Origin of the sequence: Paenarthrobacter sp. RAF54_2, assembly GCF_052113945.1 — a bacterium.
Classification (GTDB): Bacteria; Actinomycetota; Actinomycetes; order Actinomycetales; family Micrococcaceae; genus Arthrobacter.
Map to the genome: position 1 here is coordinate 105,787 of NZ_JBFRDV010000008.1, position 13,433 is coordinate 119,219.

The window sequence follows — 13,433 nt, forward strand, 5'->3', positions numbered from 1 at the left end:
GCTGGCGGCAAAGATGCGGCCTCAAGATCCCGCAGACCGAAAGGATCGTTATGGCAGGAATGTTCGAATTATTTGTCGACCCGGAATCAGCGTTTAGGTTCCGACTGACAGCGCCCGACGGCACCATTATGGCAGTTTCCAAGCCCTTCGATACCAAGATGGATGCTGTTGCCGGCATCGCGGCTGTGCGCGAGTACGCCGGCATGGGACTGATTGCCGACCAGTGCACAACATCCACAAATGCCGCAGCGCCAGCAGCCTGCGATGATTCTGCAGGTCAACCCGCCGATGCCCAGAGGGTTCCCAAGATCGACTTCCACACTCGCGCGAGGGCTGTCCGCCGCGCCGTGTCCGGCCCCCGCTGGGCCGGGGCAATCCACAACCTCTCGTAAGCAAAGGGAGGGCTTGTACGTGGTGTAGCTGGATGTTAACGCCCGACCTGCAGTTCATTTGATCAAAGCAACTTGATTCCCGTCAGGCATCTCTTCGCCGATCAGTCCGTCATCGAATACCACGTTTCCGCCGATGACGGTCGTTCCTACAGTGACGTTTCTGATGGTTTCTTCGTGGACTGTGAACAGGTCATCGGAGAGGGCTACAAAGTCTGCCAGTTGCCCTGGCCGGAGAGTGCCCTTGTCCAGTTCCTGCCCAACCGCGTAGGCGGAGCCGTACGTGTATGCACGTACGGCTTCCTTGATGGTGAGTCGTTCATTTGGGCCGAGGATCGCGCCGGAGCTGGTGCGTCGGTTGACTATGTCGTGGATGGAGACCAGCGGGTTGGCATCGGAGACGGGCGAGTCCGAGGAACCAGGCAGGACCATGCCGGCGTTCAGGAGTGACTTCATGCGGTAAATCAGCGGGGCCAGTTCTGGTTCGACTGCTGCCATCATCCCATCGCCAAAATCTGAGATGAATACACCTTGTGGAACTGCGGTTAGTCCTAGGGCAGCCGCTCGGGAAACCTGATCATTTGTGGCGAGGGCGAAGTGCTCGATTCTGTGCCGCACGTCCGGTCGATGTAGGCGCTGTTGGGCTTCGTGGAAAGCGTCCATCGCGTGGTCGATGGCCGCGTCGCCGATGGCGTGCGTGGCGACGGTCCATCCGGCTTCGTGGGCGCCGACGATTATCCTGCTTAGTTCGTCTGGATTGACCATTAGTACGCCATGGTTGTCCGGCTCGCCGTGATAGCAGCGATGCATTGCTGCGGAGCGACCGATGAAGGATCCATCAGCAACCACCTTTACTGGCCCGACTCGCAATCGGTCGTCCCCCAGCCCTGTGCGGATTCCTAGGTCGAGTCCGAACCAGCCCCGGTCCTTAAAGCCTTCCAGTTCATGCAAGGTTGTGCAGAACGGCATTAGTGTCACGCGGGTGGAGAGCACGCCGTTTTCCACTGCCTGTTGGTATGAATGAAAGTCCACAGGCGAATTGCCGACCATTTTGTAGTCACCAATACCTGGTTCTGTCACGGAGGTCAAGCCGTACCGAAGGGCTTGTTCGCCGGCGAGGGAGAGATTGCGCTGGACTTCGTCGAGCTTCAAGGGCCTGACCAGTTCGTAGATGAGGGTCATGGCTTTTTCCTGTAGGAGGCCTTCTGCGCGACCGTCGGGCATTCGTGCCACGTGTCCTCCGTCAACATCTGGGACTCCGTTGCGTCCGGCGTACCCCGCGAGTTCGAAAGCACGGGTGCTGACGGTGATCATGTGTGCGCTGACGTGCTCTAGTAGGACGGGCCGGCCACCTGCTGCGGCATCGAGGCGTTCCGCGGTGGGGTGTCCGCCAAGGAAGTTCTGATCGTAGCCAGAGCCACGGACCCACGCGTCCGCGGGCAGCTCTCTGGCTCGGCGTGCTACGGCTTCGTAGAGGGCTTCGATGTTGGGGATGACATTTGGTCGCAGATCCAGTGAGGCAAGGCGTGCTCCTGTGATGGAGATGTGGTTATGTGCGTCGTGAAAGCCTGGCAGGACGGGTGCGCCCTTGAGGTCGACGACGTTGCGGGCGCTGACGCCATCGAGATCTGCGTCGAGGCCGACTATGCGGCCGTGCATGACCCCGATGCGGTTGGCGTGAGGCCGCGCCGGGTCCATGGTTCGAATGCGCCCGTTGATGAAGATAGCGTCGATGCGCATTGGAAGTCTCCTTTGAGTGACCGAGATGGACCGTTGGAACATGCCAGATAAGGGGTCAATGTGGTTTCGTGGGTGGGTCTAGACGGTCGCGGCGTGGGTTGGCTGCGCGGCGGCATCGGCACGAGACGTGGCAAGCCGGTTGAGTGCCCAGGTACCTGCGATGGTGGCGAACAGCATTGCAGTAAAGAACGCTGCGACGCCCCAAGGCGAACCTCCTGAGGAAGTAAGGATCCATTGGGCGATCAGGGGTGTAGAGCCGCCGATAAGGGTTGCGCAGAGTTGGTACGCCAGCGAGACGCCCGTGTATCGGATGTTGGAGGGAAAAGCGTTGGCGAGGAAGTGGGCCAACAGTGCGTAGTAGGCCGTGCCGCCGATGATGGCGACAGCGAGGGTGCCGGCGATGTACGTCGGGTTTGCCGAACTGATGGCCAGGAAGATTGGAACTACCATGACCACGCACAAGGTGAGGCCCCAAAGCATGACTTTCAATGTGCCGACTTTCTCGGCGATGAGGGCAGCGATCGGCTGCCAGATGAATTGGAGGATGGCCAAGCCCAACAGGACGTTCAACATGGTTTGGCGGTCAATTTTCAGCGGGCCAGTCGTCCACGCGAGGACGAAGGTGTTGGTGAAGTAGGCCAGCGAGATTCCCATGATGGATGCCGCTACGCCAAGGAAGACAACACCAGGGGCAACGCGGAACACCTCAACAAGCGGAGTCTTTACCAGGGCATGGCGGTTGCGGTTCTCGACAAAGTCCTGTGATTCCTCGACTTTGTTGCGGATGACCAGGCCTACGATGACGAGAGCCGTTGACATGAGGAAGGGAATGCGCCACCCCCACGCAAGAAACTCGTGGTTTGGCAACGCACCGACAATCGTGAACATGACAGTGGCAAGAATGGCTCCCGCGGGTGAGCCTTGCTGGACCCAGGCACCTGCCAAGCCCTTCTTCTTGTCGGTGGCATTCTCCGTAGCCATCAGTACCGCGCCTCCCCATTCACCACCGACCGCTATGCCTTGGAGGGCGCGGAGAGCGATCAGTATCACTGGCGCCCACACTCCGATGGTGGCGTAGCCAGGCAGAACGCCAATGAGGGAAGTGGCCATTCCCATCATGAGCAAGGTGATGACCAGGACGTTTTTCCGGCCCAGTTTGTCCCCGAAGTGGCCGAAGATCATCCCGCCGATTGGCCGTGCAAGGAAGCCGACCCAGAACGTGGCGAATGACGACATGAGTGCGGACGCAGGGTCAGCTCCTGGATAGAAGACCTGGCTGAAGACCAACGCTGCGGCGGTGCCGAAGATGTAGAAGTCGTACCACTCGATAGCGGTTCCGACGAACGCGCCAATCGTGGCGCGGCGTTGTCGTGCCGTTTGGGCGGCAAGTGAGGTTTGGGACACGGGTGGATCTCCGAAATGTGATTGAGCTGGGGGTGGAACGAAGCTTCACTGCGACTAGTAACACTTAGTATTAAGTGCGGGAGTATTACTGTCTAATGCTTTTTTTGCAGTCAGGTATAAGCTGAAGTCATAATGGATTCGAGATCTTTGGCCTATTTTCTTGCCGTCGCAGAGACTGGCTCAGTTAGCTCCGCGGCGCAGTCCTGCTTCGTTAGCCAACCTGCAGTCTCACGGCAAATCGCCGCACTTGAGCGTGAGGTTGGCCTCAAGCTTTTCCGGCGAACGGTCAGCGGGATGCAGTTGACGCCTGCTGGCGAGCGGCTCCGGACCATGGCCAAGGACATTCAAATCCGCGTTGAACGGGCCGGCCATGCCATGGCAGCTATGCGGGCGGGACGCCAGACCTTCACCGTCGCCTGCCCGGAAACAACCGGCAATTACTTCATCGCCCCCTACATGGCTTCAGGAGCGCCCATTTCTGAAATCGTGCCGGTGCGACCGGCCGCAGTCTACGATCAGCTGGCAGAGGGAGCGGATCTCGCAGTCAACACCTCGCCACCGCCACCGGGACTTGCCGCGCAGGAACTACTCTCCTTCGGAATCCTGATCCAGAGTCCAGACCCGAAATGGCTTCGGAGCAAAGCGAAAAATGGTATCGAGTTGGCCGCGATGGGTCAGGAAGCAGTCTTGGTCCCGGGTTACGGCAGTGCAGTCGAACGGATCGTAAAACGAGCCGCACTAGAAGCAGAATTGACCCTTGAAGGCCTGCGAATTACAACCAACGGGACTGTGGCGCAAGCTTTGGCGGCCGCTGGACAAGGTAGCGCCCTGGTCATCGAACATCCGCGGTTCGGCCTCCACGGTGTCCCCTTGCTTCACAACGGAAAAGCCCTCCAGATCAGCCTCTACGCAGGTTGGGAGCCAGACCACTACGCCGCAGAAGAACTTTCCGGTCTTGCCAGCCATATGTCAGCGTGGACGCGGCAGCACTGGCAAAAGAGCCGCGGCGGGACGCTGTACACCTAAACGGACAAGTAGGAGAATTCCCGCGAAATATTCAGACACGGCTTCTGGGCGGCGCCGGGAAGACGCCGCTTCCATGCGAGCCGGCGAGGTAACGCTATCCCAGGCGTCGGCAACGCCGGGCGAGGAACGGCCTGGGGCCAATCTTTTCCACGAGACTGATTCGGAAGGACAGCGGGACGCGGGAGGAGAACAGGAGGACAGGCCCAGGGGAGTGTGGCGGGGTCCTCGAGTGGAGAACACGTTCTCTGCGGTCATACATGAAGGGTTTGGAAAACTCGTTGATCCATGCAAAGGATACCGGGACCATGAGTCCTATGAGGTGACGCGAATCTACGAGCTGGCTGGGTTTCTTCTGTGAAGAAGTTTTGTCCGGGCCGCCTGTGGATCAGGCACGATTGCCTAGCTGGACGCCTCATTCGGCCAAAGCGCACAACGTGCCTCTCAAAGCGGAGGCGACGCATCTGGATCCCTTCTCCTCTTGGAGAAGAGCCCCATATCATCCGGGAATCCCACATTCACTAATGAGTTCGAAGGAGCACTCAGTGACCCAAATTCCAGACCAAATAGTCACCTCAGACACTCGGGCCTCAATACCTTCTCGTCGACGAGCTCTCGCACTTGGGTCAGTTGGCAACGTTTTCGAGTGGTACGACTTCGTGGTGTACGGATTTCTCGCACCGCACATCGCTGCCACATTTTTCCCGTCAACAGACCCACTGGTTGGGCTACTTTCGACTTTTGCTGTCTTTTTCATCGGGTTTCTCTCGCGACCGCTCGGTGCGCTGCTCTTGGGCAGGCTCGCCGACCGGAAGGGGCGCAAACCCGTGATGCTCCTTTCGATGCTGCTGATGTCCGCCGGTGTGCTCCTTATCGCAATTGCACCGGGATACGCGGTCGCGGGCAGCTTCGGGACGGCAGTTGTCATCCTCGGGCGGCTTTGCCAGGGTCTCTCTGCCGGTGGAGAACAGGGCGCATCCGGCGTTTTCCTCGTCGAGTGGGCAGGCAAGAGCCAAAGGGCCTTCTACGGGAGTTTCCTTAACTCCGCGGCGACCACAGGCGTTTTGCTAGGGGCGTTGCTTACCGCAGTTCTGACTTCGGCTCTCGGAGCGGGCGCGATGTCTGCCTGGGGATGGCGGATTCCCTTTTTCTTCGGCGCTGTGCTGGCGGTGATAGTCCTGATCTCTCGGCGGAATATCGAAGAGACACCGGTGTTTCGTGAGCTGAAGGCGGCGCACGAACTGACGGCGCAGGATACTGGCACCGAGGGAACCCTGACTGATAAGCGAATGGGCAATGGAACCGCGTTTTTTATTTCAGTCGGCCTTATCGCACTGTGGACAAACACGACCTTCGTCACGATTACGTATATGCCCACGTTTGCCTACTCTGTGGTCAAAGTAGATGCCTCGGGCGCTTTGTGGGCCACCGTGCTTGGTGCAGCAATGACGGCCGGACTGATCCCGGTCGCTGCCATGATTTCCGACCGGATCGGACGCAGGCCTCTTTTCCTCTTTACCGCGATCGGCTATCTCGTACTGACAATTCCGCTCTTCTCGCTGATCATAACGACCAAGGAATTCTGRTCTGTGCTCCTGCTCGAGTTCGTGCTCGCTTTCTTTTCAGCCGCCATCGGAGGCCCGGCGGTTGCGACCATTGTGGAGATGTTCAGCGGGCGTCGCCGCGGTTTCATGGTCACCATCACTCTGGCCCTAGGCGTCACGATCTTCGGCGGTTTGGCGCCCTACATCTGTACGTGGCTGATCAGTGCGACGGGACAACCGATCTCGGTTGCCTTCTGGGTCATGGGTGCTGCGGTAATCACTTTCATTGCCGCCCTCTTCGTTCCACGGGACCTGCATAAGCGCGACCTCTGATGAGCCGTGCGTCAGCATGACGAAGTAGCGACGGTAAAAAACAATTGTAGAGAGACACACAAATGCTGAGTAAGAACACATTTCAACTGGGGCTGTTCGCCCTAAACTGCTCCAACGGCATGACCATGACCAAGGCGCCGGAGAGATGGCAGAACACTTGGGACAACAACGTTCACGCGGCACAGCTCGCCGATGAAGCGGGGCTGGAGTTCTTGCTTCCCGTCGGAAGATGGAAAGGCTACGGGGGAGAAACCAACAGCCAACGCAGCAATTTCGAGCCCATCACTTGGGCAACCGGCATTCTCGGTCAGACAAAGCACATCCGCGTCTTCAGCACGACGCACTGCGCTCTGATTCACCCGGTTTTCGCGGCCAAGCAGATGACGACGGCCGACCATGTCGGACACGGGCGGTTTGGGCTCAACATCGTTGCTGGCTGGAACGCATCAGAGTTTTCCATGTTCGGGGTGTCTCTTAAAGAACATGATGATCGGTACGCCTACGCACAGGAGTGGATCGATGTCGTCAAGAAGGTCTGGCATGAGCCGGAGCTCTTTGACCACCACGGCGACTTCTTCGATCTCGTGGGCGTGGAAGGACATCCAGCGCCCGTCGAGGAGCCGGTCATCATGAGTGCAGGTTCTTCTGCCAAGGGCAGCGCCTTCGCGGCCCGCAACGCCGACGCCTTGTTTATGGTCATCAATGATCTCGAAAGTCTGGCCACGCAGGTAGCTGAAGTGAAGGGCAAAAACCCCGGACGCAAATTCGGCGTCTTCGCCAGTAGCCATCTCGTCTGTCGCCCGACCCGTTTGGAGGCTGAGGATTATTACCGCTACATCGTCGACGAGATGGGTGATTGGGAAGCCGCCGACAACATGGCCGCCGGCCGCTTGACCGCTCAGTCTTCTACAGCGGAACAACTGCAGCAGCACGAGATGAAGCGGCGCAACATCGCTGGCTCTGGGACATGGCCAGTCGTTGGCAGCTACGACGACGTCGTCGACATGTACGCCCGACTTAGCGAGAGTGGACTCCAAGGCGTCGCAGTCGGATTGGTCAACTACATCGACGAGTTCCCGCACCTCAGGGACGAGGTACTCCCGCGCATGGAGCGTCGAGGCTTGCGGCTGCCATTCTCCATCGACGACTAAGACAAGGTCTGCGAAATGAGGCCGGGGGAGTCGAAGGGTTGGACCCGGACTCCCCATCACGAACAAAAAAGTTTCGAGGCTTGGACCTGGGAACACCAGACAGAGGAGTCAAACTTGAAAGCGTTGGTAATCGGCGGCGGCATCGGCGGTCTGAGCCTGGCACTGTCCCTCAAAGCCCGCTTCGACGACATGGAGATTCATGTCTACGAAGCCGCATCGGAATTCAAACCCCTCGGGCTCGGTATCAACTTGATGCCCCATTGCGTCCGCGTCCTAACGGAGCTCGGTCTGCAGAATAATCTGAAGGAAGTGGCTGTCGAGGCGGAAGAGTTCGTATTTGCAACGCATAACGGGCAGATCATTTATCGAGAACCGACTGGACGATATGCAGGGCACGAATACCCGCACTTTTCGATTCACCGCGGCGATCTCCACTCGGTTCTCCTCCAGGCCGTTATCGAGAGGCTAGGCGCCGACCGGGTACACACCGGTCATCGGCTCGTCGAGTTCTCTCAGGACGACGCAGGAGTGACCGCTGTGTTCGCTGGTTTTGAGGGTGCTGCGATTGAACCTGTACGGGGAGACTTCCAGGTTGGGGCAGACGGAGTCCACTCTGTGGTTCGAAAGTCGTACTATCCGAACGAAGGCGCACCTGTTTTCCATGGCATCAACTTGTGGCGCGGTGTCACAAAGATGCGGCCGTTCCTGAGCGGTGCAAGTGCGACCCGCATCGGTGCGCTCCATCGCACCGGAAAACTCGCAGTGTACCCAATCCGCAACAACATTGACTCCGAAGGTAATCAGCTCGTCAACTGGATCGCGGAGGTGGTCACCGATCATCAGGCACCCGTTGATTGGAGCGCGCCGGGAAACTTGGAAGACTTCATGCCTTACTTCGAAGATTGGCGATTCGACTGGCTAGACTGCAAGGAATTGCTCAGCAGTAGCGAAGGCGTGTTGTCGTATCCAATGGTCGACCGGGATCCCGTCGACCAGTGGACGTTTGGACGCGTGACGCTCCTGGGCGACGCGGCCCATCCAATGTATCCGCGTGGGGGAAACGGCGGGGCCCAAGCCATCCTCGATGCTGAGGCGCTGGCGAAAGCACTCTTAGCCGAGAACGATCCGAATGCGGCGTTGCTTGCTTACGAGAAGGAGCGTTTGCCGATCGTTAACAACATCGTGTTGACCAACCGTTCGACGCCTCCTGACAGCATCATTGAGGTGGTGGAGCAGCGGACAAACGGTGAGAGGTTCGAATCTCTCGATGAAGTGATCTCGCTCGAGGAGATTCAGGAGATCAGCCTCGGCTACCAGCGCGTCGCGGGATACGACAAGGAAACCATTGCAGGGAAATAAGAAAGCGCGGGAGACACACCGCCTGACAGAGATCATGCGTGCGTTCCAACAGGACCAGATCGAGGCCTCCACGAGAGCATCAGATCGACTGGCGATGGCGCATGATGCATCGCACTACCTCCTGACGCCGGCCGTGGTTGTCACGCCCGCGAATGTCGAACAGGTTGCCAAGGTGTTTGCCCAGGCAACCGCGCACGTGGCGCAAATCACCTTCCGTTCGGGCGGCACTAGCCTCAGTGGCCAGGCGGGAACGGACTCCCTGCTGCTCGACACACGGCAAAAATTCAGACAGGTCTCGGTCCTCGACGACGGGGCAAGGGTGACAGCCGGTGCAGGAATGACCGTCCGTCAAGTCAATCAACGTCTCATGAGGCATGGTCGAAAGCTCGGACCAGACCCCGCCAGCGAAATCGCATGTACCATCGGTGGCGTTGTGGCCAACAATTCCAGTGGCATGCTCTGCGGGATATCAGAGAACACGTACCGGACCCTTGATTCACTAGTCATGGTCCTGCCGAGCGGACTGGTGATCGACACTGCACAACCAGACGCTGATGACACACTCCGCACAGAAGCATGGGACGTTCATGCCGGCCTGGGGCGGATCCGCGACCGGATCCGCTCCGACCCGTCAATGATTGAGCAGGTCCGGGCGCTCTACTCAATAAAGAACACCATGGGATACGGTCTCAACTCGTTCTTGGACCACACCAAACCGATCGATATCCTCGAACACCTTTTAGTGGGCAGCGAAGGAACACTGGCCTTCGTCGCGGAGTCCACCTTTACGACCGTCCCAGTGAAATCGCACGTGGCAACCTCTCTCTTGCTGTTCAAGAACCTCTCCGAGGCCACCCTCGCATTGCCTTCTCTTGTACAGGCTGGATTTGCTGCCATCGAACTCATGGATGCCACGAGTCTTCGTGTCGGCAAAGGCGATCCTCAAGCTCCCGACGTCCTCGTCGAGTTGGACGTCGCTGACCACGCCGCCTTCTTGGTGGAGCTCCAAGAGGAGACAGCAGAGCAACTAGAGAAGCGCATGAGCGAGGTCTCGACACTGCTGGGCTCTCTTGCTCTGGTCCACCCACCCTCGCTGTCGACAGAGCCGGTTGCCCGCGCACGCCTGTGGCGTCTGCGTAAGGGTCTGTACACCCTCGTCGCAGGGAACAGGCCCTCCGGGACGACCGCACTTCTTGAAGACGTTGCCGTTCCGGTCGGCCGGCTCTATGAAACGTGTACTGAACTCATACGCCTCTTCGAGTGTTATGGATATGAGCAGAGCGTGATCTTCGGGCACGCGAAGGATGGCAACATCCATTTCATGCTCAATGAGCACTTCGATGATCCGGAGTGTGTGAAGAGGTACAGGGCCTTCACCGAGGATCTTGTAGCTCTCATTCTGGCCCAAGGTGGCACTCTGAAGGCCGAACACGGAACTGGTCGCATGATGGCACCATATGTCCGTCGGCAGTTCGGTGATGCGCTGTACGAAATCATGGTCGAAATAAAGCGGCTCGTGGACCCAAAGGGCATCCTCAACCCGGGGGTGCTCCTGTCCGAGGACCCGGAATCGCACGTCCGTAACGTGAAGAGCGCACCCGCGGTTGAAGCTGAGGTCGACAAGTGCGTCTCGTGCGGCTACTGCGAACCGGTTTGTCCGAGCAAGGATCTGACGCGCACTCCTCGTCAGCGCATCATGTTGCGTCGCGAAATCCGCCGCGCACAGCTGGCGGACAACGCGTCCCTGGTGCAAGAGCTTGAACGTGACTTTCGCTATGAGGGCGTCGAAACATGTGCAGCCGACGGTATGTGTGAAGTAGCTTGCCCGCTACTTATCAATACCGGCGATCTGGTGAGAAGGCTCCGTGCCGAGCAGGCAAATCCGGTGCAGTCCGCCATCTGGGAACAGGCGTCCGGTCACTGGGATGGAATAACACGGATCGCGGGGACCGCGCTTAGCGTAGCGAGTAAGGTTCCTTCCAAGATCCCAGCAGCGGCCACCCGCGTGGGACGTCTTCTCGCAAAACATGACGACATGCCCCTTTACGACGAGGGCCTGCCCGCCGGTGGCGGGCGGCGACCGGCATTGTCTTCGACATCACCGGCAGCTGTCTACTTCTCGAGTTGCACCGCGACCATGTTCGGGCCCGAAAAGGGGATCGGCGTCGCGGAGTCCTTTGTGCAACTATGCAAACGAGCCGAGGTCCCGCTGATCACGCCTGATCGTCTGCCCTCGCTATGTTGTGGCACACCCTGGAAGTCGAAGGGTATGACAACTGGATACAACTCCATGAAGAAGCAGGTTGTTTCAGAACTTGGCAGGGCAACAAACAACGGTCAGCTGCCCGTCGTTTGCGATGCATCCTCTTGCACGGAGGGATTGAAAATTCTCCTCGAGGCGACCGACGAGCTGGACATCCGTGTGCTCGATAGCGTTGCGTTCGTCGAAGAGCACGTACTTCCGCGGCTCAAGGTGAACCGCAAGCTTTCCGACATCACCCTTCACCCGACGTGCTCATCCCACAGGTTGGGCTTGGACCCGGCGCTCGTTCGCACGGCAGCGGCGATCGCCCAGATGGTGGTCGTTCCTGACAACTGGGGGTGCTGTGCGTTCGCAGGCGACAGAGGGATGCTGCATCCGGAACTCACCTCATCGGCGACAGCCCTCGAGGCCCAGGAGGTGGCGGCACATCCTACTGCCGCGCATGCATCGCTCAATCGGACGTGCGAACTCGGCATGACGCGGGCGACTGGAGAGTCCTATCGGCACATACTCGAACTCGTCAATGAGGCCACCGCGCCTTGACGAGCAGCCGCCGCCAAATTTCACCTTCCAGAGGTCTTCGTCGCAGATCGAGGCATAAGGCGGTTTGTTCAGTAGTCAGAAACGCTCGGCTGGGTAACCAGCCGAGCGTTTCTCAGTGGTGGGGTCACTTCTTAGGTGACTGACTGATGCTGCGGGTCCCTGGACGCCAGGAGGCCGATTGCGTTAGAAACCCAACGTAGAGCAGGGTACTCGCCCTAGGAGCAAGGGGGTCAGCTCACACCCAGTTCTTTCGGCGGATTCACAAGAACCTCGGCGCCGCCCCGGCGGACGATCATGCTCCCGCCATACATGATGCCCACGTCAGATTTCCATGACTGATCGTGGAGGTCGATGTTGTTGCCAAAGTGCATGCCCTCTTCGAGCACAAGGTGACCGATACCCGAACCGTTCAACGAACGCGACCCGTATCCGTCGTCGTAGACAACCGTCGGGAACTCGGGCGAGGCCAATCCCATCGCGTGGAATCCCAGCTCTACCCAATTGACGCCCGCCTTGGCTGCCGGTTTGCGGATCTCTGCCACGGCCTCGGCGATGGTCTTGCCGGGCACCAAGGCTGACTTACTGGCCTCGAAGCACTCCAGTGCGACGTCGAACAGACGGAGTAGCGCGGGAGGCACCCGTGGGCCGACATGACAGCTGTACTCCGTGTGTACCAGGTACCCGCCCCACTTTGTGTGCCACTCGGCGACGACGAGGTCGCCGTCGGCGATGGGACGCATGGTAGGGACCATCGGCTGGTCAGAGCCGTGAAGCAGGTGCCACAGCTCCGACTCAGGATGCTCGACTGGGCCTGAGGCGAAAAGGTTGAAAATGTTCGGCTCGCCACCGTTCGCGATTTGTGTTCGCACCATTTCCGCGTAGACCTCGGCCTCTGTGGCGCCCACTTTGGCAGCGCCCACAAGTGCCTCAATGGTCTTCTCCGCGACCACAGCGGCCTTGCGGAGCATTCCGATTTCTTCTGCGCTTTTGACCATGCGGAGTTTCTGGAAGGCGTATCCGAAATCCACAAGCTGAGCTTCCGGCAATAGCGCCTTCAAGGCAGCCTCGTCAGCAGAGAGGATTGTTGAAGTCGTCTGGATTGTGGACGAGAAGCCGACCAAGCCGACCCGTGCCCCGCCGAGACCCCTGTCCTTGAGTTCTGCAGCAATTTCAGGGATACCGTGCCCGATACGAATGTCCTCAACCCAGCCGTTCAGCGCCTCTTGAAAGTGGAACGGTTGACTCATGTGGGCGACCGCGTTGTAGAGCACCGGATCTTCATCCATGAAGAACAGCGCATTCGACCCCATCTTCGCAGCGATGCCCGTAACGTAGCGAATATTCGCGATGCCCATGTCCCAGTAGATGTCATTGCCGAGAAGCACAAGTACGTCGAGGTTAGCCATCAGCATGTCCTTGCGCAGCGCATCCCAGCGACGGTCCCGTTCGGTAAGACTCAGTCTTGGATGGTAGTCGCCAGGCACCTTTGACGGCTTGGCACCTCTCGGGATGGGGTGCGGCGGGAACGGGGGAATGAAGTCCAGCGCCCTCACTCGGGGCCCGAGTCTCGACGAGATTCCCGTAACAAATTCGGTGTCCGTGGTGACTTCAATGGTCATAGCTCTTCTATCCTTACTGGGTTCTGCGCCCCGGCCCATAATGAGAGTGCCGATTCTCCGATTCC

The 13,433-nt window shown here is 58.9% G+C and carries 9 protein-coding genes; 6 read left to right on the forward strand and 3 right to left on the reverse strand.

The features are described 5' to 3' along the window. The first annotated feature begins 50 nt into the window (after positions 1 to 50). Positions 51 to 392 (forward strand): YegP family protein, encoded by a 342-nt coding sequence (locus AB4Y87_RS10165; protein WP_442004220.1) that lies wholly within the window; start codon positions 51 to 53, stop codon positions 390 to 392. A gap of 54 nt (positions 393 to 446) precedes the next feature. Here the strand turns inward: AB4Y87_RS10165 and AB4Y87_RS10170 are convergent, their stop codons facing one another. Both AB4Y87_RS10170 and AB4Y87_RS10175 read right to left on the reverse strand, forming a co-directional pair. Continuing rightward, the gene (locus AB4Y87_RS10170; RefSeq protein WP_442004221.1) at positions 447 to 2,129 is read right to left on the reverse strand and encodes an amidohydrolase; all 1,683 of its coding nucleotides are present in this window, start codon (positions 2,127 to 2,129) and stop codon (positions 447 to 449) included. A 78-nt stretch (positions 2,130 to 2,207) separates the two neighbouring features. Continuing rightward, complete coding sequence (locus AB4Y87_RS10175) at positions 2,208 to 3,533, reverse strand: MFS transporter (RefSeq protein WP_442004222.1); 1,326 nt, start codon at positions 3,531 to 3,533, stop codon at positions 2,208 to 2,210. 132 nt (positions 3,534 to 3,665) lie between these two features. Between AB4Y87_RS10175 and AB4Y87_RS10180 the strand changes: the two genes are divergently transcribed. From AB4Y87_RS10180 to AB4Y87_RS10200, 5 genes are all read left to right on the forward strand, one after another. After that, positions 3,666 to 4,559 (forward strand): LysR family transcriptional regulator, encoded by an 894-nt coding sequence (locus AB4Y87_RS10180; RefSeq protein ID WP_442004223.1) that lies wholly within the window; start codon positions 3,666 to 3,668, stop codon positions 4,557 to 4,559. 542 nt (positions 4,560 to 5,101) lie between these two features. Beyond that, on the forward strand, positions 5,102 to 6,433 hold the full coding sequence (locus AB4Y87_RS10185; RefSeq protein ID WP_442004224.1) for an MFS transporter: 1,332 nt from the start codon (positions 5,102 to 5,104) through the stop codon (positions 6,431 to 6,433). A 62-nt stretch (positions 6,434 to 6,495) separates the two neighbouring features. Next, on the forward strand, positions 6,496 to 7,584 hold the full coding sequence (locus tag AB4Y87_RS10190; protein ID WP_442004225.1) for an LLM class flavin-dependent oxidoreductase: 1,089 nt from the start codon (positions 6,496 to 6,498) through the stop codon (positions 7,582 to 7,584). A gap of 114 nt (positions 7,585 to 7,698) precedes the next feature. Further along, positions 7,699 to 8,943: a flavin-dependent oxidoreductase gene (locus tag AB4Y87_RS10195; protein WP_442004226.1), complete on the forward strand. Its 1,245-nt coding sequence runs from the start codon at positions 7,699 to 7,701 to the stop codon at positions 8,941 to 8,943. Beyond that, entirely contained in the window at positions 8,930 to 11,749 is a 2,820-nt protein-coding gene (locus AB4Y87_RS10200) for an FAD-binding and (Fe-S)-binding domain-containing protein (RefSeq protein ID WP_442004227.1), read from the forward strand. Before AB4Y87_RS10195 ends, AB4Y87_RS10200 begins: the two co-directional genes overlap by 14 nt. A gap of 230 nt (positions 11,750 to 11,979) precedes the next feature. Here the strand turns inward: AB4Y87_RS10200 and AB4Y87_RS10205 are convergent, their stop codons facing one another. Then, a complete protein-coding gene (locus tag AB4Y87_RS10205; protein ID WP_442004228.1) occupies positions 11,980 to 13,368 on the reverse strand; it encodes a M24 family metallopeptidase in 1,389 nt (462 codons plus the stop codon). Positions 13,369 to 13,433: the final 65 nt, after the last annotated feature.

Bases quoted from the DNA above. Each gene is read 5' to 3' on its own strand.
- AB4Y87_RS10165 (WP_442004220.1), top strand. From the start codon at position 51: ATGGCAGGAATGTTCGAATTATTTGTCGACCCGGAATCAGCGTTTAGG.
- AB4Y87_RS10170 (WP_442004221.1), bottom strand. From the start codon at position 2,129: ATGCGCATCGACGCTATCTTCATCAACGGGCGCATTCGAACCATGGAC.
- AB4Y87_RS10180 (WP_442004223.1), top strand. From the start codon at position 3,666: ATGGATTCGAGATCTTTGGCCTATTTTCTTGCCGTCGCAGAGACTGGC.
- AB4Y87_RS10190 (WP_442004225.1), top strand. From the start codon at position 6,496: ATGCTGAGTAAGAACACATTTCAACTGGGGCTGTTCGCCCTAAACTGC.
- AB4Y87_RS10205 (WP_442004228.1), bottom strand. From the start codon at position 13,368: ATGACCATTGAAGTCACCACGGACACCGAATTTGTTACGGGAATCTCG.